Origin of the sequence: Shewanella seohaensis (assembly GCF_023283775.1) — a bacterium.
Classification (GTDB): Bacteria; Pseudomonadota; Gammaproteobacteria; order Enterobacterales; family Shewanellaceae; genus Shewanella; species Shewanella seohaensis.
This window is the reverse complement of sequence record NZ_JAKILE010000001.1, coordinates 261,708-283,132: the sequence shown is the minus strand read 5'-3', so window position 1 is coordinate 283,132 and position 21,425 is coordinate 261,708. Positions and strand designations below refer to the sequence as shown.

The 21,425-nt window shown below is 50.0% G+C and carries 14 protein-coding genes; 6 read left to right on the top strand and 8 right to left on the bottom strand.

Annotation, left to right across the window (positions count from 1 at the left end):
* Positions 1-5: 5 nt before the first annotated feature.
* The gene (locus L2713_RS01215) at positions 6-983 is read right to left on the bottom strand and encodes a hypothetical protein (protein ID WP_248966585.1); all 978 of its coding nucleotides are present in this window, start codon (positions 981-983) and stop codon (positions 6-8) included.
* A 258-nt stretch (positions 984-1,241) separates the two neighbouring features.
* Here L2713_RS01215 and glnE point away from each other — a divergent pair, with 258 nt between their 5' ends.
* Together glnE and L2713_RS01205 are read left to right on the top strand one after the other, a co-directional pair.
* Complete coding sequence (gene glnE / locus L2713_RS01210) at positions 1,242-4,106, top strand: bifunctional [glutamate--ammonia ligase]-adenylyl-L-tyrosine phosphorylase/[glutamate--ammonia-ligase] adenylyltransferase (protein ID WP_248966584.1); 2,865 nt, start codon at positions 1,242-1,244, stop codon at positions 4,104-4,106.
* A gap of 59 nt (positions 4,107-4,165) precedes the next feature.
* Positions 4,166-5,137: a GGDEF domain-containing protein gene (locus tag L2713_RS01205; protein ID WP_248966583.1), complete on the top strand. Its 972-nt coding sequence runs from the start codon at positions 4,166-4,168 to the stop codon at positions 5,135-5,137.
* A gap of 81 nt (positions 5,138-5,218) precedes the next feature.
* Here the strand turns inward: L2713_RS01205 and L2713_RS01200 are convergent, their stop codons facing one another.
* Positions 5,219-6,178: a sodium-dependent bicarbonate transport family permease gene (locus tag L2713_RS01200; RefSeq protein WP_248966582.1), complete on the bottom strand. Its 960-nt coding sequence runs from the start codon at positions 6,176-6,178 to the stop codon at positions 5,219-5,221.
* A 136-nt stretch (positions 6,179-6,314) separates the two neighbouring features.
* Here L2713_RS01200 and L2713_RS01195 point away from each other — a divergent pair, with 136 nt between their 5' ends.
* Positions 6,315-7,292, top strand: coding sequence for a LysR family transcriptional regulator (locus L2713_RS01195; RefSeq protein WP_248966581.1), 978 nt, complete (start codon positions 6,315-6,317; stop codon positions 7,290-7,292).
* 265 nt (positions 7,293-7,557) lie between these two features.
* Here L2713_RS01195 and zapE read toward each other — a convergent pair whose 3' ends face one another.
* Positions 7,558-8,760: a cell division protein ZapE gene (gene zapE, locus L2713_RS01190; RefSeq protein ID WP_248966580.1), complete on the bottom strand. Its 1,203-nt coding sequence runs from the start codon at positions 8,758-8,760 to the stop codon at positions 7,558-7,560.
* Positions 8,761-8,989: 229 nt separating this feature from the next.
* Here zapE and L2713_RS01185 point away from each other — a divergent pair, with 229 nt between their 5' ends.
* Positions 8,990-9,862 carry a bactofilin family protein gene (locus L2713_RS01185; protein WP_248966579.1) on the top strand — a complete coding sequence of 291 codons (873 nt, stop codon included), beginning with the start codon at positions 8,990-8,992 and terminating at the stop codon, positions 9,860-9,862.
* 3 nt (positions 9,863-9,865) lie between these two features.
* Here the strand turns inward: L2713_RS01185 and L2713_RS01180 are convergent, their stop codons facing one another.
* Together L2713_RS01180 and L2713_RS01175 are read right to left on the bottom strand one after the other, a co-directional pair.
* Positions 9,866-11,404, bottom strand: a complete 1,539-nt coding sequence (locus L2713_RS01180) for a M16 family metallopeptidase (protein ID WP_248966578.1) — start codon at positions 11,402-11,404, stop codon at positions 9,866-9,868.
* Positions 11,401-12,816, bottom strand: a complete 1,416-nt coding sequence (locus L2713_RS01175; RefSeq protein WP_248966577.1) for a M16 family metallopeptidase — start codon at positions 12,814-12,816, stop codon at positions 11,401-11,403. Before L2713_RS01175 ends, L2713_RS01180 begins: the two co-directional genes overlap by 4 nt.
* Positions 12,817-12,977: 161 nt before the next feature.
* Between L2713_RS01175 and L2713_RS01170 the strand changes: the two genes are divergently transcribed.
* Positions 12,978-13,805 (top strand): N-acetyl-ornithine deacetylase, encoded by an 828-nt coding sequence (locus L2713_RS01170; protein WP_248966576.1) that lies wholly within the window; start codon positions 12,978-12,980, stop codon positions 13,803-13,805.
* A 100-nt stretch (positions 13,806-13,905) separates the two neighbouring features.
* Here the strand turns inward: L2713_RS01170 and L2713_RS01165 are convergent, their stop codons facing one another.
* The 3 genes from L2713_RS01165 to L2713_RS01155 form a co-directional block, all read right to left on the bottom strand.
* Positions 13,906-14,820 (bottom strand): L,D-transpeptidase family protein, encoded by a 915-nt coding sequence (locus L2713_RS01165; protein WP_011715987.1) that lies wholly within the window; start codon positions 14,818-14,820, stop codon positions 13,906-13,908.
* Between the two features lie 171 nt (positions 14,821-14,991).
* A complete protein-coding gene (gene norR, locus L2713_RS01160) occupies positions 14,992-16,548 on the bottom strand; it encodes a nitric oxide reductase transcriptional regulator NorR (RefSeq protein WP_248966575.1) in 1,557 nt (518 codons plus the stop codon).
* Positions 16,549-16,741: 193 nt separating this feature from the next.
* Positions 16,742-19,027, bottom strand: coding sequence for a nitric-oxide reductase large subunit (locus L2713_RS01155; protein ID WP_248966574.1), 2,286 nt, complete (start codon positions 19,025-19,027; stop codon positions 16,742-16,744).
* Between the two features lie 621 nt (positions 19,028-19,648).
* On the opposite strand from L2713_RS01155, the gene L2713_RS01150 reads away from it, so the two are divergent.
* Positions 19,649-21,373 (top strand): potassium/proton antiporter, encoded by a 1,725-nt coding sequence (locus L2713_RS01150; protein WP_248966573.1) that lies wholly within the window; start codon positions 19,649-19,651, stop codon positions 21,371-21,373.
* Positions 21,374-21,425: the final 52 nt, after the last annotated feature.

Below are 21,425 nucleotides of genomic sequence, written 5' to 3'. Positions count from 1 at the left end.
TTAGTTTACTTGCCTCGGCGCACACTGCGGGTCGTGCGGTTGCTGGAATTACGGAAGCTACTGTCTTTAGAATAATTTGAGCGGAATTTGCTGCCCGACTGCGCGCTCGACTTATTCGCTGTGGTATTGGTTTTAGGCGCGCTGCTGCTCTCACGGGAGAGAGCCGTGGCACCCGTGCGCGATTTTGAATAGGGGCTGTCGAAGCGTTTCCCTTGAGAATCGAAACGTTTTTTGGTCTGCTCGAAGGTTTTTTCCTGCGCCTGTGCTTGTTTTGGCGAGGTATAGCGATAGCGACCTACGTCGTTGTAATAGCTGTAGCCACGGTTACCCGACCAACGGTCGTAATAAATGGGGCGGTGGAAGATATTCGAAAACATCGAATACATGCCGTACCAAGCCCAGAAGGACATGCCGCTCGAGTCTGTCTGCCAGCTGCCGTAGGCTGGGTTACCCACCAATTGGCTACCAGGGCCAAAATCTTCGGCATTATTGGCAAGGGCCGCCGCTTCACGGCTGATGGCATTAACGCGGGCAAGCTTGCCATCCGACATATCGGCAATCACGTTGACCGGATCGGAAAGCATGTCGTTATACAGGCTGGGATCGGCCGCTTGATAGAGATTCTCAACCTCGGCGAGTTGCTGGTCGAGATCGGTAAAGTTAGCCGGGTTCTTGGCATCGTCTAAGCGGCGCTTCAGCGACGTATACATTGGCCCTTCGGCGGTTGAATCCTTGGCTAATTCATCCAAGAGTGGCGCGAAATCGGGCTTTTGCTGTTTGAGCAAACTGCTATATTGCTTGAGCAGATTGGCGTTACGTACCTGACCGTCCTCGAGCATGGTATTGAGTGTCGAGAGGCGCTGCTGAGTGAGTTGTTGATACTTCTCAATTTTCTCTGGCCTGTCATCGCCACAACCCGTAAGCGATAAGGTCGCGGCCAAAATGAGTATCGACGTGAGAACCCGCATTAGCATTCCTGCCATGTTTTCTCCAAAAGTGCTGAAATAAAACTCAAATATGGGCGGACAATAATAATCTACTTGCCCAATATGTTTGCCTCACAGGTTATAGTACCCTAAACAGCCAAGAAAGAGGGGGGCCACTTTCTGTTGGGCTGAGCTTGCATTTGCCATGGAGGGAAATTTGCCTTGAGGCATGGCAATGGCATCAAACCTGATGTGGCTTCATTCTATATCATTTATGACATAATATGTCGACGTTTAAATTTGTTAGGGATTATTATGGCCGTACAAAAAGACAGTAATAAGTCATTGTCTCCCCTCGTTACTCAAGCCGCAGAGCGGCATTGGGCACGCCTCGCCGAAGTATGGTCAGAAGGACTGGCAAATTTAACGCCTGCGCAGCAGCAGGAACTGAAAAACGTTTTAGGATTAAGCGATTATATCGCAGCGCAGTTAACTCGGTCACCCGAGTGGATTAACACTTTATTCGCGGGCGATCTGCAGCAAGTGGAACGGCAGACCTTTGATGCCCAGTTACACGAACAGTTAAATAGTGCGACGACTGAAAACCTCGCAAAACGTCAATTACGCCGATTCCGTAACTATCAAATGGTGCGTTTAGCCTGGCGAGATTTTTTAGATTACGCCAGCTTAGAAGAATCACTGTTAGACCTCTCGGCACTCGCCGAAGCGTTAGTTATTGGGGCAAGGGATTGGCTCTATAAAGAAATGTGTGCCCAATATGGCACGCCTATGGATAAGGCAGGCAACCCGCAGCCTTTGCTTATTTTGGGCATGGGCAAGCTCGGTGGGCGTGAGCTGAACTTTTCCTCCGATATCGACCTTATCTTTACCTTCCCTGAACATGGCGAAACCGTGGGTGGGCGCCGAAGTCTCGATAATCAACAGTTTTTCATCCGTATGGGGCAGCGGCTAGTTAATTTACTCGACCAAATTACCGTCGATGGGTTTGTGTTCCGCGTCGACATGCGCCTGCGTCCCTACGGCGAGAGTGGTCCATTGGTGGTGAGTTTTAGTGGCCTTGAGGATTATTACCAAGAGCAAGGGCGGGATTGGGAACGCTATGCCATGGTCAAAGCCCGTTCGCTCGGACCTTGGAACCATTTTTCCGACGAATTACACAGCTTACTGCGCCCCTTTGTTTATCGCCGTTATATCGACTTCTCGGCGATTGAATCCCTGCGCAAAATGAAACAACTCATTGCCCAAGAAGTGCGTCGCCGCCAGTTAACCGACAATATTAAACTCGGTGCGGGCGGGATACGTGAGGTGGAGTTCGTGGTGCAAAGCTTCCAGCTGATCCGCGGCGGTCGTGAACCCGCCCTGCGCCAACAGAGCCTATTTGGGGCCATGGACACCCTTTACAGCCTAGGGCAATTCGAATACTTGGCGGTCGATGAGCTAAAACACAGCTACTTATTACTGCGTCGAGTCGAGAACCTGTTACAGGCGATTGATGATAAGCAAACCCAGACTCTACCAAATAATCCCCTCGATTGGGCAAGACTTTGCGCAGTGCTGGATATGACCAACGAAACCGATCTTCGCACCCATATCGAGGCGGCGATGGCGAAAATTCATCGTCATTTTAAAGCCACAGTGGGCGGCGAAGAAGGCGAGGAGAAAGCCGAGCATTGGACTGCGCAGCTGTGGAATGTGCAGCAGGACGATCACGCGATCAATCTCCTCGCCGAGCAGCAGATTGACGACGATAAACTCTGGCCGCTGCTCAGCAGTTGGCGCGACACCGTGACTAAACGCTCGATTGGTCCCCGTGGCCGTGAGACCCTCGATAAATTAATGCCAAGGTTACTCGAGGAGTTACTCAATCAGCCGAGCCCTTCAGCGGCCTTTGAGCCGGTCTCAAAGGTGTTAGAGCAAATTCTGACGCGCACGACCTATCTTGAGTTGCTGTGCGAAAACCCCGGCGCACGGCAACAGCTTGTGAGCCTGTGCTGCGCCAGTCCTTGGATTGCGGCGCAGCTTGCTAAATTCCCGATGTTGCTCGATGAGCTTATCGACCCAGCGCATCTGTACGACACAACCTCGCTCGATGATTATCCGAGTGAGCTGCGCCAGTATCTGCTGCGAGTACCTGAAGATGATATGGAGCAGCAAATGGAGGCGCTGCGCCAGTTTAAGTTGTCACAACAGCTGAAAATTGCCGCCGCCGATGTGACTGGCGTTTTACCTGTGATGCAGGTGAGCGATCACTTAACCTTCTTGGCCGAAGCCATTATCGAGCAAGTGGTGATGCAGGCATGGCAACAAGTGGCGGTGCGCCATGGTGTGCCCAGTTATCTTGAGGAAGGCAACGACACCGGCTTTGCGGTCATAGGCTATGGCAAGTTAGGCGGTATCGAACTGGGTTACGGTTCGGATCTGGATTTAGTTTTCCTCTACGAAGCGCCCGAAAATATGGCCAACAGTCTTACCAATGGCGATAGACCGATAGAAGTGGGCCATTTTTATTTGAAACTGGCTCAACGTATTCTGCACTTATTCTCGACCCGAACCACCTCGGGTGAGTTATATGAAGTGGATATGCGCCTGCGTCCGTCTGGCGCATCGGGCTTAATGGTGAGTGAGATTGCGCGCTTTGGTGAGTATCAAGCGCAGGAGGCTTGGACGTGGGAGCATCAAGCCTTAGTGCGTTCACGTTTTGTGTTTGGCGATAATAGTTTAGCGGCTAAATTTAGCCAGATCCGCGCCTCCGTGCTTGAGCAACCAAGGGACAAGGACGAGCTGAAAAAGGCCGTGCGTGAGATGCGCCAAAAGATGCGCGACCATTTACTCAAGGTCAGCGATGGTGAATTCGATCTGAAACAGAGCCCCGGCGGGATCACGGATATTGAGTTTATCGCCCAATATTTAGTGCTTGCCCATGCACATGAATATCCCGAGTTGTCGATTTGGTCTGATAACGTGCGTATTTTTGGTGTGCTGGCCGAGCTTGAGCTTTTGCCGCTCATGAGTGCGCAGCACTTAACCCAGAGTTATTGCTGGCTACGGGATGAAAATCATCGTCTCACCCTGCAACAAAAAGCCGGTAAGTTGGCCTTTGATGATGTGGCGGCCCACGCGGAGCGAGTGGTTGTGATTTATCAGGCAATCCTTGAGTAAATCAACGTGAGCCTTGCAGTTAGTCTAAGCTTGTTAGAGAGCCATTAGCGGAGTGTACTATGCAACTACCTCCCATTCCTGAGAATGAGTTACAACGTTTAGCCACCCTAAGGGCGCTGAATGTACTCGATACCGATGCCGAGGAGAGATTCGACAGGATCACTCGGCTAACGCGGCGGATCTTTGCCCTGCCGATTTGCGTGGTGACCCTAGTCGACGCGAATCGTCAGTGGTTTAAGTCTCGCCAAGGGTTAGAGGTGACTGAAACTCCAAGGGATATTTCCTTTTGCGCCCATGCTATTAACCATGATGGCGTGTTTATCGTTAACGATGCCCTCAAGGATCCCCGTTTTTTCGATAACCCCTTAGTTACCGAGCCTCCGCATATCCGGTTTTATGCGGGTTATCCTCTTACCATTCAAGGGGAATATCGGGTCGGGACGCTGTGTTTAATCGGCAATGAGCCGCGGGAGTTTAGCGACGATGACATTGAAACCTTAACGGATCTGGGGCAAATGGTTGAGGCCGAGCTGCTGTTTATCGCGCAAAATACCTTAGATCCGCTCACCATGATCTCTAATCGGCGTGGGTTCGAACTGCTGGCCTATCAATCTCTTGCCAGTTGTCGACGTACTAACGCAAAAGCGGCGTTAGTGTTTTTTGATCTCGACTTTTTTAAAGAAGTGAACGACAGCTTTGGTCATCGTAAGGGCGACCAAGTGCTCTATGATTTTGCCCATATTTTAATGGCAGCGTTTAGAGAGTCCGATGTGATAGCCAGATTGGGCGGAGATGAGTTTGTGGTGCTGCTCAGTTTTGTGCAGCCTGACACCGTCGGTTATGCCATCGAGCGTTTTAAGTTATTGCTTGAGCAATATAATCAGCAACGTCCGCAGCAGCGCCCGTTAGAAACCAGTATCGGTGTTGCCCATTGGTCGCCAGAATCCGATATGAACCTTGAGGATTTACTCGATACCGCCGACCGGGCTATGTATGAAAACAAAGCCTTGCACCACTTACATAAGCCCTAGTGGATTGGGCGTTGGTTCAGTGATAAGTAGCTTTAAAAGCTAAAAAGGGAGACTGTCGTCTCCCTTTTTTATGGGCGAAGTTTAAGCGGTAATTTGTAGCACCCAGTGCTGATACAGGGGCAAACCGATTAGCACGTTTACCGGGAAGGTAATCCCCAGCGATGCCAGCATCGCTAAACCGATATTGGCCTCGGGAATCGCGGCGCGGATAGCGGCAGGCGCTGCAATATAGGAGGCGCTAGCACTTAAGGCCGCAAGTATTAAGATGCTGCCTTCGGGCAATTCCAACCACAAACCGACACCGATACCACACCATGCCAAGATAAACGGCGTTACGGTGGCAAATACTAACAGGCGCCATTGTTGCAGTGGCAGCGGTAAACAGACTTTCGCCGTGACTAAGCCCATCTCCAGTAAAAACAGTGCCAGTAGGGTTTTGAAGCCGCCGAGCAGCACAGGTGTGAGAGGGGCTAGTCCCGTCGGGCCATAGAGCCAACCTATCACGACACCACCTACTAGTAGCACGACGCCACGGCTGGTGAGTGCCTCGTGCAACACACTGGATTTATGGGCCGTTGGCGCGGCATCTTGCCCCGCCTGTTTTGAGCTTAAGTATCTGTGCAGCCAGAGCATAACCACAATTGCGGGCAGTTCGAGCAGCACTAGGTATAGGGTGGTTTCGGGTCTTAATGTCATCCCTGATTTTTCCACCATGGCGAGAACCACGGCAAAGGTGCCCGCGCTCACCGACCCATAATGGGCGGCGATACTAATGGCATCGGTTCGACCGAGTTGCACTAAGTGCGTCAGCACAGGGTAAAGCACTAAGGGGATCAGTAAGCCTAAGGCGACAACGGCAACCAATTCGGTGATCACTAGGTTTTGGGTATGACCATGCAGCGCCATACCGCCCTTAAGCCCTAAGGTCAGCATTAACAAAATCGAGAGGGTTTCGTAGATGGCGGGGGGGACCTTAAGATCGGATTTAACCAAACCGGCGAGTAAACCTAAGGCGAAAAACGCAATGACAATATCTGGCATAAGTATCTCATTAATCATGACATCAACAGAATAATGCGCCGAGAAAGTTCCACGGGCATCGATGGCTGGAGATTCTGAACCCAATTCGCTATATTGAAAAATAAATTGTTTGCAGATTAGGTATAGATAAAAATCTATGGATAAATCATCCCAAGGCCAACTTAAACTTCGGCACTTAAGCTTTCGCTTGCTCGAGGTCTATGTGCAGGTGGTCAGGCTTGGCAATATCTCGGCCGCCGCGCGCGCCTTGCATCTTACCCAGCCGACAGTCTCTCTTCAGCTTAAGAAGTTGGCCGATATTTTGGGTGAGCCTCTATTGGTAAGCGCAGAGGGGCGAATGCAGCCGACCTTAGTCGGGCAAGAGCTCTATCGGGTCGCCTGCGATACCTTGAGTCGTTTCGAAGACTTTGATGCCTTTATCCAGCAGGCGAGGGGCGGCAGTGTGGGCCATATCAATATTGGTCTAGTGACCACGGCAAAATACGTGATGCCTCGGATTCTAGGGGCCTTCTATCGGCAATTTCCGCAGGTAAAAGTCACCTTAAATATTGGCAACCGTGCGCATATTTTGGGGCGATTCGAGCGCCAAGAAGATGATTTATATCTCTTTAGTCATCCCCCAAGTGGTGAGCATGTGTTATCGGCGCGGATCATTAAAAATCCGCTGCAACTGATAGCCCCTAAGGACCATTGGGCGGTTGAGCGCCAACACCTCAATTTTAGCGAGTTAAAACAAGAGCGCTTTATCATGCGCGAGCCGGGCTCTGCCACACGGCTGATGTTTGAGTCTTGGTGTAGCGCCCAAGGGATTGCCTTGAGCGACACTATGCAAATTGAGAGCAACGAGGCCATTCGTTTAAGCGTGGCGTCGGGCTTAGGATTATCGGTGATTTCGGCGCATACCCTGCAAGAGGGGCGTGAAAAACCCGCAATCTTGTCGGTGAACGGATTTCCACTGGAGAGTAACTGGTATCTGGTGGGGCGCAAGGATAGACGCTTACCCTATGCTGCCATGCAGTTGGTGTCGTTTATGGCGAGCCAACTTGCCGACTGTATTGAACCTGAGTGGGTTGCTGCGGATATTCAGCAGTTAAGTCAGCGATTTAGTGGGTAACAATACTGCTTAAACGCTAATGTGCTTTACATGAGGATATCTATTACATCCAAAGTTGCGTCGTTTCCCTGTTGTTTTACCGCAATATATCGATATGGATATAGGCATAGTTGCTACTCTGCGGTAGATCTTAGATTTATTCATAAGTGGCTTCACGATCTTAAGTGCACCTTTGAGGTCATTTTTATCATTATCAAGGTCTAGAGGAGTACTGTGGTAAATATTCGCTTTTTTCTGATGTTAATCGTGACCATGGACGTTTCCCTCATTCTACTCTTTGTTGGCTCATTTCAATGAGTCGACTATAGGTGCGGCGAAACTCAAAACTGAGGGCGCCGCCTTGGTAGAGTTCGCTCAGTGGCACGTCGCAACTTAAATATAAGCTCACCCCTTGATCGTATAACTCATCGATAAGGCTGATAAAACGCCGCGCTGGGTCATCGTTAGCGGCATAGGACAGTTGCCGCTCTCCCGTGGTGGCTGCTTGGTTGTCGCCTGTGCCATCTTCAGTACCGCGGGCGCGGATCCAACCTTTTACTTCGCCCCCGAGTCTTGGCACATTGCTTAGCATTAACACCTTAAATCGGCTCGCAATTTCAATATAGTCGAGTTGCGAGCGCGGGCCATCGCACAGGGCATGAAAATCAAACCAAGCGACCGAAGGCTGCTGGTTTTCAGCAGTGGCGCGCACGACGGGAATATCCCGCTGACAGATACGCAGTGTACTGGCTTCAAACGCGGGCACGCCATGCGTCAGCGTCGTAAAAATGGCCTCGAAATCCAGTGTGCCAGTCAGCCCAATATGCTTTGAGGTGGCGGCAATGGCCTCTGCCGATGGCTCGTGATTCAAGGCGTGCAACCTGTGGTCTTGCTCGCCATTCAGATGCAGCATTTGGGTATGGCTTTGGAGCAGGGCAATGCAGGGTAAAAATCTGTGTCTGGCGAGGCCATTTTCATATAAGCGCTCGATGGGAATGTTGGATGTGGCGACAAGTACCACCCCTTGGGCAAACAAGGTTTCAAACAAACCGGCGAGGATCATGGCATCCCCTATGTCTGAGACAAAAAACTCATCGAAACAGAGTACCTTGCACTCCTGCGCTAGATTTTTTGCGATCAGCTTAAGCGGATCGCGCTGCCCCGCATGTTCCTTTAAGGCTTGGTGCACCCGCGCCATAAAGCGATGAAAGTGCAATCTAAGCTTTCCCTGTTGTGGCAGGGCATCGAAGAACAAATCCATAAGAAAGGTTTTACCCCGGCCAACATCACCCCACAGATATAAGCCTTTGATTGGCTGAGCGTCTGTTCGACCAATAATCTGCTGATACAGCTTATCTAAGGCGAGTACCGCCTGTGCCTGCGCGGGATCCTCAATCAGCTCGGCGCCGATTTTGGCCTGATAAATGGCCTGAGGTGATTGGGGGGCGGTTGCCGTTGTGAGTGGGTTTAAGACCATGGAATTTGTCATCAATTGAGTCAGTGTTATCCCTTTGCGGCAGCAAGCTTAGGCTTATTTTGTGTGAGGTGCTAAGCCTAAGTCTGCTGAAAAACCTTGCCAGCCTAACACAGTTAATTAGCGGACTAAAATCTTACCTAAAACCGACTCAAGTCAAATATCAAGGGAATCCAATGCTTTATTCTTCAGGTATTTTCACTTAACATCTTTTTCACAAAAATAATGATATGGAATTAAACCTATGGGTAGCAAAGGTAATGGTGTCACTTTTATCAGTGCCTCAACCTCCATTGAGGGCGAGATGCAACTGGCGGGCACGGCATTAGTTGCGGGGAAATTAGCGGGAAATATCCGCTGCGCCGGACAGATTAAAATCGAGCTTGGTGGCGAAGTTTCGGGTGAGCTCAGCTGTGATGAACTGAAAGTCTGCGGAGTTTTTCGCGGCAAGGTGCGTTGTAATAAATTAGTGATTGTCAGCTCTGGCACGGTCGAGGGCGAAGTGCTTAGCCACCAATTAGAAATTTATGAGGGCGGTCAATTTATCGGTCAGCGTGTTATCGGCCAAGAGTTGGAACATCTACCCGAGCTATTACAAACCTTAGCGCCAGAGGGCGCAGCCAAAAATACCAAAACCGCTCAGACTAACGCCTTGTATGCTCGGGATAATCAGCCGGGTGCGCGCAAATGGTTACCCTATGGCGCCGCGGCTGCAGCCGTCATTGTGCTGGTCAGTGTCATAACACCCGCAAAGTTAACCTCTTGGCTAAGCACCCTTGGTCAACCAGCGGCCATTACAGCAAATACTGCCAAGGGCGAGGCACAGAATCGTGAGAATTTGCGCGCGCAGAATGAGGGCGGTGAAACTTTGCTGCCATCACCCGTGAAAGATGACTCGCTCGCCAATGATAGCGCTGCAGCAAGCGATAACGACACGCAAACGGCTTCAGCCATGGGATTAGATAATCACGATGGCAGCAATCCAGAACATCCAAGCGAAGGGCATCCTAATATGGACTCTGGCGCAGCTATGGAAGACTTAGCGCAAATGGAGCAAGGCCATGCCCAGATGTTACAACAGGGCACGGCGAGCGATGTACCTAGCGGTAAACTCTAAAAATTAATCGTTTACTTTGACCACCTCTAGCTGCCAGCCCGGCAGCTTGTGGGTGAGGTCGGCCGTTATCCTATCGACATCCCCCCGTAAAATCACCAAAGGTTCGCCGCTAAAGGCTTGCTGAGTTAATTGCTGCAACTGAGTGGGCGTCAGATCCTGCAGCTTTGCGTTCATCGCTTGGCCTGACTGGGGATCTAATCCCAACACCAGTTGATGAATAAACTGGGTTTCGCGCTGGCTGGGATTATCTTGGGTTAACAGTGCTTCACCAATCAGATAGGTTTTAAGGGCGGCAATTTCCTCTTCGCTCGCGGGCGTAGAGGCTAGCAGCTTTAGATGATCTAAAATCCCCACCACAAAGGCGCCCGTGTGCTCTATCGCCGTACTGCCATAAAACTTGATGCTGGTGGCGAGCGGGGCATTAGCGCATTGGCCGTAAATGCCATAGGTTAAGCCGCGCTGTTCACGTAAGTCGTAATAGAGTCGACCCGAAAAACTGCGTCCCAAGATGGCGGCCAAACTGCGGCAAGCGAGTGGGATATCCTGCGCTGATAAGTGTTTATCGTCGAGGGCATAACCGATCCGTACCTGAGTTTGTACACTCCCCGGCGCATCAATCAGATAGATAGTGTGGGACTGCTTTATCGACGACGTCGCCCGATTAAGTGGCTTTGGTTTAGTTGATGCCGTTGGCAAGCTTGAGTTTGTATCGCTCGGCCACTGGGCGAGGCTTTGCTTGAGATCAAACTCGGCTTCTGCGGCCTCTGTGCCTTCTAAAAACAGGTGCCACTTTGCTTGGGCAAACGTGCGCTGCTGCAATTGCGACAGTTCACTTAAGGTGAGAGAGTCGTACAGTGGCTGATTATTGATGCTCTGATTATAGGGATGTGCCGCACCAAGGAGTTTATCGCGCCAGACTTTATCAATTTCGACGCCACTAAAGGCATTTAAGTGCTTATTGAGTTTCAATTGGCGGCGGATATTGTCGATATCGACCGCTGCCACTCCATGTTCACTAAACGCATCGGCTTGCCAAAATTGTATCAATAGGCGGTAGAGATGATTAACCGGCATGGGGCAGGCTAGGCTCAGATTGATACTGTGCAGGGTAACGCGAGTCTCGAAGGTTTCAAGGCAGGCATCGGGTTGGTTGAACGCCAGACTGCGGGCTTTCTCCTGCAGGGCGAACTGTAAAATATCTGGATTTTCGAAGGGCATGCTGGGACTGATGGCGACGAGGCTCACCCTATTGCTCAGCCCTTGGCTGCTGTGTGCTGTGTGGAGCTGGTAGGGGAGTGTTAAGCCATCGGGCACCACATCGATAAACGCCGATTCCGTGGGCAGGCGGATCAGCCCCACCTCCGGTAGCTGAGTTGGGGTATCGAAGCTTGCCAAGCTGGGCGCTTGGGTGGCGGTAAAGTTAAGCTGGGTCTGTTGGCAGGCCATTAGCGAGATACCGATAAGGCCAAGGCTCATGGCTTTTAGGCCTTTAAGGAGATTTTGCACTATTGCCAATCTAGTGAATGAAATCGTTTTTATCATAGTACCGCGTCCTCAAGGCTATCGCTCACACCCGATGGCAGCCACTCCAACAATGTCTTTCCTACGCGGATATACCAAGGCGGTAACAGGTCAACCCTGACCAGATTGGTAGTTAAGTATCGCGTGGCAACCCGTTGAATATCCTCTGCACTAACGGAGTTAATCCGTTGCCACTGGGCCGTTAAAGGATGCATTTGGTCTTGTTTCGCCGTAGCGGATAGTAGGGTGGCAAGTGCCTGAGTGTTATCGAGCAGCGCTAACTGATTGTTCAGCCAGCTTTGTTTGAGTTGGCACAGTTTTGCGTCGCTCAATGGTGTCTGCTGCACTTTGGCAACCACGCCTAAAACCTTTTCCGTTAAGTCATCGAGGGAGGTTTTGGCCCTAGGCACTAAGACCAGATTGGTTATGCCATGATTTTCCAGCTCAAAGGGCAGTGAATAACTCAACATTTGTGCCGGATCGTGCTGGCTGATTTGCGCTATGGCGCTGCGGGTATTTTGGAATAAATCGCCTTCAAGCAGGCGAATAGCGGCGGCGTCGGGATGATTTTTACCCACAGTATGCCAGGCGAGCAGTAAGCCAGGCCAAGGACCGCGCTCATCGATAAGCTCTGCATGCACGGGTTTGGGAGTGATTTTCAGCTCATCAAATTCAGCTATGGACTGTTCAGGCGTGGGCCAAGCATTAAAGTATTGTGCTATAAGCGACTTAACGTCGGAGGGAAGCTTGCCGACTAAGGATAACTGCATCGCATCGGGGCGATAATGGTCGCGGTGAAAGGCGGTTAAACGCTCGGGACTCGCCTCGGTAATATCCTCGCGGCTGCCGATAATGCCGTGGCCATAGGGCGTATCCTTAACCTGCTCTAGCAGAAACTCCATCGCACTGCGCACATAGGGCTGGTTATCTATGGTTTGCGCCATTTCTTGGAGCACGGTTTCCTGCTGATTTTTCACCGTAGTCTGGTTCAAATCGGGGCGAATAAAACGATCGGCCTCGAGGAACAGCCCTAAGTTGAGGGCTTGGCTGGGTAGAGTGACGTAATAATTGGTGTAATCGAAGTGGGTACTGGCGTTAAAACGCGCCCCAAGAGCACTTAACTGCTGGGCATAGCTGTCGCCGGGAGCCAGCTCGCTGCCCTTGAAGAGCATGTGCTCGAATAAGTGCGCATAGCCCGCTTGGCCCTTGGTCTCATTGCGTGCGCCGACATTAAACTGGCTGGCAATGGTCAAGGTATGCATATCCGCTTGCGGCAAGAGGTGTACCGTGAGGCCATTGGCCAAAGTGTAAGTCTCAATTTGCGACTCGAGTTGATACAGTCGCTCGGCGCCCGTTATCTGGCACTGCGCCTTAAGTGAAGGGCTAAGCAACGCGATAACTAGGCCAAAATAACCGCTAAGGTATGGTCTCATTTAGCATCCTATCTAAATTACCCGCTGAAGGCTTTCATCCGTGTGGTTGGTAAGCAGGCTAACCCACTCGTCTGATTTCATCTAAATCAGTTGAATAGCATTCAGTTTTTTAAAAGAACTGCTATGATGGCACAGTTCTTTTTCTGGCATAAGTACAAGATATGGTAAGCAGATCTCCGTTCGAATCCTTTCAGTGGAAAAGCGATATTTTTAACTGTGAAAGCACTGATATCGATAATTTTTATCTACAGCTTGAGCAGGAAATGTCCCGTTTGGGGATGGTTGAGAAAAAACTCGGTGAAGTCGGCAAGTACAGCGTTAGTCTGTATCAATCTCCCGCCGCCAAATCTGGCTTACCTTCGTTATTGATCAGCGCAGGGTTTCACGGTGAAGAATCGGCAGGTCCTTGGGGCTTACTGCACTTTTTAAGTGAGGCATCGGCCGATTTATTCGAACGGGTGAATTTGAGCATTCTGCCTCTGGTGAATCCAACAGGCTTTAAGCGTGGTCATCGATTTAACAAGTTTGGCGAAAACCCTAACCGTGGTTTCGTGTTTGAAAATGGTAAACCTAAGGCCAATGAGAACACCTCGGTCGAAGGTAAACTGCTGTTAGACCATGCGCAGTTACTGATCGCGGCGAGCCGTGACGGTATTTTAACCTGCCATGAGGACGTGCTGAGCCGTGATGCTTATGTGTATTCCTTCGAGCCAAGCCAAGTGCCAGGACGTTTTAGTATCGATTTACGCGATACCTTAGGTGGCTATTTCCCTATCGCAGAAGATGGTGAAATTGATGGTTGCCCAGTTAAAGATGGCCTCATTTTCAACCACTTCGATACCTCATTTGAGGCGTGTTTAGTGCGTAGCGGCGCGCGTGTCGGTGCCTGTACCGAAACACCAGCACTGCAAAACTTCGACCAACGCGTCTTGGCAAATAGCGCGGCAATGACCCATTTCTTGGCCCTTTGCGCACCATTATGCGATTGATTCGATAAGTTCTATTTCGATTGAAACAAAAATACCCGCCTAGGCGGGTATTTTTATGGGCGCAGCGGTATTAACCGCTGCTGACGATTACGCTCGCCGATTACTGATTAATAATCGTTGGCACGCCTGTACGCTCATCGAGCAGCTTTTTAATCACTGCTGAATCGGTATCGGCCTTAGCAATAAACTTGGCGATTTCTTTCGGTAAGGTCAGAGAGACTGGCTCTGCTGATTCAAACTCGGCAATGGTGCGTGACAGTGGCTGGTGCACGGCTAAGTAGCGCTTACCATCTGGCTCTTCGGTCGCTTTAATCGGTTGGTTCACAAATTGTACTCGGGTACCCACTGGTACCGTTTTGAATAAGTGTTCAATGTCATCGTGGCGTAAACGCACGCAGCCTTGGCTGACACGTAAACCAATACCGAAGCTGGCGTTGGTACCATGGATGGCATACAAGTTACCAATGTAGAGCGCGTAGAGTCCCATTGGGTTATCGGGACCCGCTGGCCATACCGCAGGCAGAATTTCGCCCCTTGCCGCATATTCTTTACGAATACGTGGTGTCGGTGTCCAAGTTGGGTTAGCGCGTTTACGTTGAACACTGGTGACCCAGTTTTCAGGGGTATCTTTACCAATCTGACCAATACCGATTGGCAGCACTTCAACGGTGTTCTTACCTTTTGGATAGTAATACAGGCGCATTTCGGCGACGTTGATGACAATGCCTTCACGCGGCGCATTTGGCAGAATGAGCTGTTGAGGAATTAATAGCTTGCTGCCTGGTGTTGGTAGGAAAGGATCCACGCCAGGGTTTGCTTCCAGCAAGTTGCTTAGACCGAGTTGGAATTTAGCGGCAATATCTTCGAGGGTGTGTTTACCCTCTGGCACTGTGTAATACAGGTTCTCGCCAACTAACCGACTCTTCGAAGACGGTAAAGGGTATTCCGTTGCTAAAGCGGAAAGACTCGGAAAAACCAGAGTCAATAATAAAGCTGTGGTGCGAAGCATACTCATAAGCGGATACTACGATTCCTGTTAATAAAATAACCTGTTTTACGCGGCTTTTTCTCCCCAAAACAGGGCGGCAAATTGTCGGGCAAAGTGCACTGGCGCGCGAAGCTCGCATCCTTCCTTATTTTGGCCATTATTTCAACTGAAATATGATCCGTACGGCGTATTTATCACTTATTTTAGCCTTAAGCGTTTTGCGAGGCGATGCAGATTGCCAGGGTCGAGTCCTAAGGTTCTGGCCGAGGCGGCCCAATTGCCATTATGTGCTGTGAGCACTTGTTTGATGAAGTCTCGCTGAAAGGCGTCGGTCGCTTGGGCTAAACTGGCTCCTTCTAACGGGCGAAGCTGTGTTTCGTTTACGCTTAAGCTTGTCGATGCGTTTGTCTCTACAGAGCTTTGTTTAAACGGTAAATCAAAATGTTGTGGCGTTATGGTGCAGCAGCCATCCTGTGCCGAGACGCGCGCCAGCACGGTTGCCCTGTGAATGGCGTGCTCGAGCTCACGCACATTGCCCGGCCAAGAATACTGATTGAGCAACATTAAGCTACTGGGGCTGAAGTTAAGCTGCTTCATCCCAAGCTTTTGCCGATATCGCTCGGCAAAGAATCCGCTCAACAAGGTGATGTCCTGCTCACGTTCCCGCAGGGGCGGCACCAGCAGGGGGAACACACTTAATCTATGGTAGAGATCGGCCCTAAAGCGACCAGCAAGCACTTCAGTTTTAAGATCTTTATTGGTGGCGGCAATGATACGCACATCGACTTTAAGACTGCGATCATCGCCCACTTTTTGAATATCGCCATATTGTAGTACCCGCAGCAACTTGGCCTGAAGCGTGAGTGGCAGCTCGCCAATCTCATCGAGAAAGAGTGTGCCCTTATCGGCCATTTCAAACTTGCCGCTGCGATGGCTGATGGCGCCGGTAAACGCACCTTTGATATGGCCAAAGAGCTCGCTTTCGGCAACCGATTCAGGAAGCGCCGCGCAATTGAGATAAACCAAGGGTTTGTGCTGTCTCGCGGACTTTTGGTGTATTGCCTGTGCGACTAATTCTTTGCCCGTTCCAGTCTCGCCTAAAATCAGTACGTTAAGGTCGCTATGGGCAACAACTTCTATCTCCCGATTTAAGCTTTGCATCTGGGGCGAGTTACCGATGATTTCGGCATCGTGGTTAAGGTTGGGGCTTTTTTCCTGCACATGGGTCGAGTGGCTATTGAGTGCCATACGCTCCAACTTTTCAACCAGCAGGGCGTTGCTTAAGGATGCTGCGGCAATCGCACTTAAGCTGCGAAGCTCAGTATTGCTGAATTGGTCGAACTGTAGAGGATTAAAGGCATCGATAGTCACGGCGCCGATAAGCTGCTCGTCGGCAAATAAAGGCAGTCCGATACAGGCATGGACCTTCAGTGCCCCGGTTTGATTGGGGATCAAACCATCATAGGGATCGGCAAGTTCACTGTCGGCGGGAAAGCGCACTATATCCCCCGCACGGGCTATGGCCTCAAGCCTTGGATGCTCATTCAGGATAAAGCGTCTGCCGAGCACATCCTCGTTTAAACCGTCGATGGCCAGCGGGGTAAAATAGTGTCCATGGAAGGTGAGTAGTGCTGCCGCATCACAGTGCAGGTTAGCTCTCACCGTATCGAGCAAGCGTGTGAAGCGGTCCCTGTGGGCTAAACCAGAGGTGATATCCAGAGCGATACGGGTAAGGTCGGTTTGACTAAGGGCCATAAAAACTCCTGCAGCGAGGCTTCTCTGATTTATACCATTGATTGTTATATTGACACAGGTTATTTAGACACTGCTAACCGTTAATGCGGTATGGCTATAAAAGTGTGGTGGACGATAAACGGCGCAAGCTATAAAAAATCGGCAACCAAGGTGCCTAAACGACACCTTGGTCAGACCGGATTTATCGCTGTGATTAGTGATTTGTTTGTAAGACTTCCTGTTGTAGTTTGGCTGGTTTATTCAGGGCTTTTCTGATCAAATCGAGCAAGAAGGCGCCCATTAAGAGACCACCGATACCGAAGATGACATCCCCGAACATGCGCATCCAAACCAGTCTTTCAACCAGCGGACTATGGATCACTTCTGGCGAGCGGGCGAACCAATATCCATGGTCGATGACGGCAAAAAACTGCGTAATCCCCACGGGTAATAACGACATGAACACCATAGCCGCTAGCCCAATATTGAGGCTCCAGAAGGCGCCTTTGAGCATTTTGTCATTCCACTGCATATTGCCGGTGAGGCCCCGCAGACAGAAGAGCATCAAGCCCATGCCGAGCATACCGTAAACTCCCATAAAGGCGGCGTGACCATGGGTGGCCGTGGTGTTTAATCCTTGAATGTAATAGAGCGAGATAGGTGGATTGATTAAGAAGCCTAGCATACCGGCACCGACCAAGTTCCAAAACGCGGTAGCCACAAAGAACATAATCGCCCAGTGATAACGTTGCATCCAGCCACAGGCTTTACGCAGGCGGTAGGTTTCCATGGCTTCAAAACCAATAATGGCGAGGGGAACAACTTCTAAGGCGGAGAAGATGGCGCCCCAAGCGATCACCGAGGTCGGTGTGCCAGTAAAGTAAAGGTGGTGTAGAGTGCCAATCAAACCTCCGGTTAAGAAGATCACCGTTGTAAATAACACTGCACCGTTGGCACTGCGGCCGCGGATTAACCCTAAACGTACTAACATCAAGGCGATCACTGCGGTGGCAAAGGTTTCGAAGAAGCCCTCAACCCACAGGTGTACTACCCACCAACGCCAGTATTCTGCAATCGCTAAATTGGCGTGTTTACCCATAAAGAGGCCGGCGCCATAGAACAAACCAATCGCCACGCAGGAGGCATAGAGTACCCAAATAACAGGGCGCATCTCGCCTTGCACTTTGAGGGCAGGTTTGATGGCGGCGGTGACTAAGGCAAGCCAAATCAATAATCCAACGAGGAGTAAGATTTGCCATACTCGGCCAAGATCTATGTACTCATATCCTTGATGACCAAAGAGGAAGTTCATATCGAGGTCAAAATACTGCTGTACCCCAATCCATTCGCCTGCCATCGAGCCAAGCACTACGACCACTAAGGCTACCCAGAGTACGTTAACGCCAAGACGTTGATATTTTGGCTCATAACCCGATAAGGCGGGAGCAATATACAACCCAGTACCTAACCAGGCCGTGGCAATCCAAAATACCGCTAATTGGGTGTGCCAGGTGCGAGTGACTGAGTAGGGCAGTATTTCTGAAATCGGTAAACCGTAAAATTCTTGGCCTTCTACCGCATAGTGGGCAGTGATACCGCCGAGTAAAATTTGCAGTAAAAACAGACCAATTGCCGTGATGAAGTATTTGCCAACGGCTTTTTGTGAGGCGGTTGGTTTAGTGAAAAACAGCGGATCTTGCTCCGAAGGCTTGGGCAGGCTTTCGTGTTTGCCGCTTGCATGGTGCCAGATCAATCCGCCAATCCCCGCAATTAGGGTCACAATACTGAGTATCGACCAGACGATATTATCCGAGGTCGGTGTATTGCCTAACTGGGGATCGAAAGGCCAGTTATTGGTGTAGGTATAGGGGGCATCTGGGCGTTCAGTGATTGCCGCCCAGGCTCCCCAAAAAAGAAACGCATTGAGTTGTTCGCGGCGGGCAAGATCGGGCACTGTACCCTCTTTCATGGCGTATTGTTCACGAAGATGACTAAGCGCTGGATCGCTCCCAAACAGGGATAGATAATGCTGCTCGACCCTGTTAATCGCTTCGATACGAGTGTTAGACAAGCGAATAAGCACTGTGCCATCGGCCTGTGGCTCGACGCTGTTATGGCGTAAATCTTCCCTTAATGCCTGCTCAAGCCCGGCTTTTTGTTGGGAGTTTAATTGGGCGAACGGCGTTTGATATTGCTGCTCTGCGCGAATATCGAGCCAAGCTTCGGCTTCTCTGTGTAACCAGTCGGCGGTCCAATCTGGGGCGACATAAGAGCCATGTCCCCAAACCGACCCCAGTTGATGGCCGCCCATGGAGCGCCAGACCAATTGACCCTGTTCGATATCATTTTCGCTAAACACAACCTGACCATTTACATCCGTAAATGCGTTGGGTATCGGCGGTTTTTCCCGATAAATTTCACTGCCTATGCTCAGCAGGACAGTGAATGAAGCAATCAGCACAACTAATAGTGCGATAGCGGTGAGTTTTTGTTTGCTCATAAGTCTCCTTGATGCAACGTCATTTTGATACGTTTCACCTGCTATTGCGTAATACGTGCCAAATGTTTTTGTTGTTGAAAATAAAGGAAAATACAAGTTTTGTGTTATGGTGTATTGTCTTTTTGATACTGAATTTTTATTGTCGATATGACAATTATTGTCTTTATGACAGCTTTAGGAGCTTGAATGTCGATAACACAATGAAAAAGGGGATTTTATCTATGCTTTCAAGTTATTGCGGAGTTAATGGGATTTAAGTCGGCATTGGGAAGATACAGTACATTTTTATATGGTTATCCCCACCATTTAGGCTGTATGCGGTGAGTTTGTATGGAATAGGTTTTTTAAATGTATTGATAAATAAAGATTTTATCTTGTTTATGGGGCTTAGGTTATGTTCAGTAGGTATTTTTGCTTGTACTGGTTTATATATAAAAGTTAGTCAAAATGGCCTATTACTGAGGATTTCAATGTAGATGTTTGAAATTTAATATTTAAAACTCCATTAATTTGCATTTTTTATGCTAGTATAGAAACACAAAAAATTTCAACTGAGTCATTTTTAATCTAGGTGATTTCTTTATCGTTTAACTAAACACTCTTGTATTTAAGGAGGCATGTGTGGATGCAGATTCCATCAATAGTTTTTTTCTGATCGGTGCCTTGCTTGCCGCTGTGAGTGTTTTGTTAAGTCCCGTGTCTTCGCGCTTGGGTATCCCTATCTTATTAATTTTCCTCGCAGTAGGGATTTTAGCTGGGGAAGATGGTCCCGGTGGCATTCTATTTGACGACTACTCAACCGCTTATCTTGTCAGTAACTTAGCCTTAGCCATTATCTTGCTCGATGGCGGTATGCGTACGCGTGTCGCAAGCTTTAGGGTGGCACTCTGGCCGGCATTGTCACTGGCGACCTTCGGCGTCGCTATCACCACTAGTATCACTGGTGTAATGGCCGCATGGCTATTTGACTTACATTGGTTACAAGGTTTGCTGGTGGGGGCGATTGTCGGCTCCACCGATGCGGCGGCGGTATTCTCACTATTAAAGGGGCGTAGCTTAAACGAGCGTGTTGGCGCGACGCTGGAAATCGAATCGGGTAGCAACGATCCTATGGCGGTGTTTTTAACCGTAACCCTGATTGCTATCCTCGCGAATGTGGACGCCGAGCTATCCGCAAGCTTTATGCTGATAAGCTTTATCAAACAGTTTGGCTTGGGGATTTTCCTCGGCCTCGGTGGCGGTTGGCTGCTGTGGAAGTTGGTGAATTTAAGCAAGCTTGCCGAAGGTTTGTATTCGATTTTAGTGCTTAGTGGCGGCCTGATGATTTATGCCGCGTCGAACAAACTTGGCGGCAGCGGCATCCTGTCGATTTACTTAGTCGGTCTATTCCTTGGCAACAAGCCTACCCGTGGTCGCCATTCAATCTTAAACGTATTGGATGGCATGACTTGGGTCAGTCAAATCGGTATGTTCCTCGTATTAGGGCTGCTGCTCACACCGTCTGACTTGTTAGATATTTGGCTGCCGGGCTTGGCATTAGCCTTTGGAATGATCCTGTTTGCCAGACCGTTAGCCGTTTGGCTCAGCTTGCTGCCCTTTAAGAGTTTTAGCAGTCGTGACCGTTGGTTTATCTCTTGGGTTGGGCTTCGCGGCGCCGTGCCGATTATTTTAGCCGTATTCCCTATGATGGCGGGATTACCGGGCGCTCAGTTGTACTTTAACTTGGCATTCTTCGTGGTGTTAGTGTCACTGTTAGTGCAAGGGGCATCGCTCACCACGGCGGCGCGTTTAGCTAAGGTGGAGCTACCGCCTAAGCCATTACCTATTTCACGCTCTGGGGTCGAAATTTACCCGAGCAGCGAGTGGGAAGTGTTTGTGTACCATTTGAGTGAAAACAAATGGTGTATCGGCGAGCCGCTTAAACGTCTCTCTATGCCGGATGGCACGCGGATTGCGGCGGTATTTCGCCAAAACACACTGTTGCATCCATCGGGCAGTACCTGCCTAGAAGCTGGGGATATTTTGTGTGTGCTCGGGCAAGAGAAGAGCCTAGAGGCCTTGAGTAACCTCTTTAGTCAGGCGCCCGAAACCAAGGAAGTGCCACGTTTCTTCGGGGACTTCTTTATCGATACCGAGGTTAAGCTGCTGGATCTGGCGCCGATTTATGGTCTGGAGTTAGACGAAGGAACAGGTGATATGACGGTCGCGGATTTAGTGGCGGCAGAATTAGGTTCACATCCGGTACTTGGGGATCAGTTCCTGTGGCAGTCACTGCATTGGGTGGTTGCAGGGCTTTATGAAGGCAAAGTCACCAATGTGGGTATTCGCTTACCGGCAGAGGCGTAATCAGTGCTTAAGCCAGCGATGCAGGGCTTAACAGGAAATGATGCTTAGGGTT

Bases quoted from the DNA above. Each gene is read 5' to 3' on its own strand.
- L2713_RS01215 (WP_248966585.1), bottom strand. From the start codon at position 983: ATGGCAGGAATGCTAATGCGGGTTCTCACGTCGATACTCATTTTGGCC.
- glnE (WP_248966584.1), top strand. From the start codon at position 1,242: ATGGCCGTACAAAAAGACAGTAATAAGTCATTGTCTCCCCTCGTTACT.
- L2713_RS01205 (WP_248966583.1), top strand. From the start codon at position 4,166: ATGCAACTACCTCCCATTCCTGAGAATGAGTTACAACGTTTAGCCACC.
- L2713_RS01200 (WP_248966582.1), bottom strand. From the start codon at position 6,178: ATGCCAGATATTGTCATTGCGTTTTTCGCCTTAGGTTTACTCGCCGGT.
- L2713_RS01195 (WP_248966581.1), top strand. From the start codon at position 6,315: ATGGATAAATCATCCCAAGGCCAACTTAAACTTCGGCACTTAAGCTTT.
- zapE (WP_248966580.1), bottom strand. From the start codon at position 8,760: ATGACAAATTCCATGGTCTTAAACCCACTCACAACGGCAACCGCCCCC.
- L2713_RS01185 (WP_248966579.1), top strand. From the start codon at position 8,990: ATGGGTAGCAAAGGTAATGGTGTCACTTTTATCAGTGCCTCAACCTCC.
- L2713_RS01180 (WP_248966578.1), bottom strand. From the start codon at position 11,404: ATGATAAAAACGATTTCATTCACTAGATTGGCAATAGTGCAAAATCTC.
- L2713_RS01175 (WP_248966577.1), bottom strand. From the start codon at position 12,816: ATGAGACCATACCTTAGCGGTTATTTTGGCCTAGTTATCGCGTTGCTT.
- L2713_RS01170 (WP_248966576.1), top strand. From the start codon at position 12,978: ATGGTAAGCAGATCTCCGTTCGAATCCTTTCAGTGGAAAAGCGATATT.
- L2713_RS01165 (WP_011715987.1), bottom strand. From the start codon at position 14,820: ATGAGTATGCTTCGCACCACAGCTTTATTATTGACTCTGGTTTTTCCG.
- norR (WP_248966575.1), bottom strand. From the start codon at position 16,548: ATGGCCCTTAGTCAAACCGACCTTACCCGTATCGCTCTGGATATCACC.
- L2713_RS01155 (WP_248966574.1), bottom strand. From the start codon at position 19,027: ATGAGCAAACAAAAACTCACCGCTATCGCACTATTAGTTGTGCTGATT.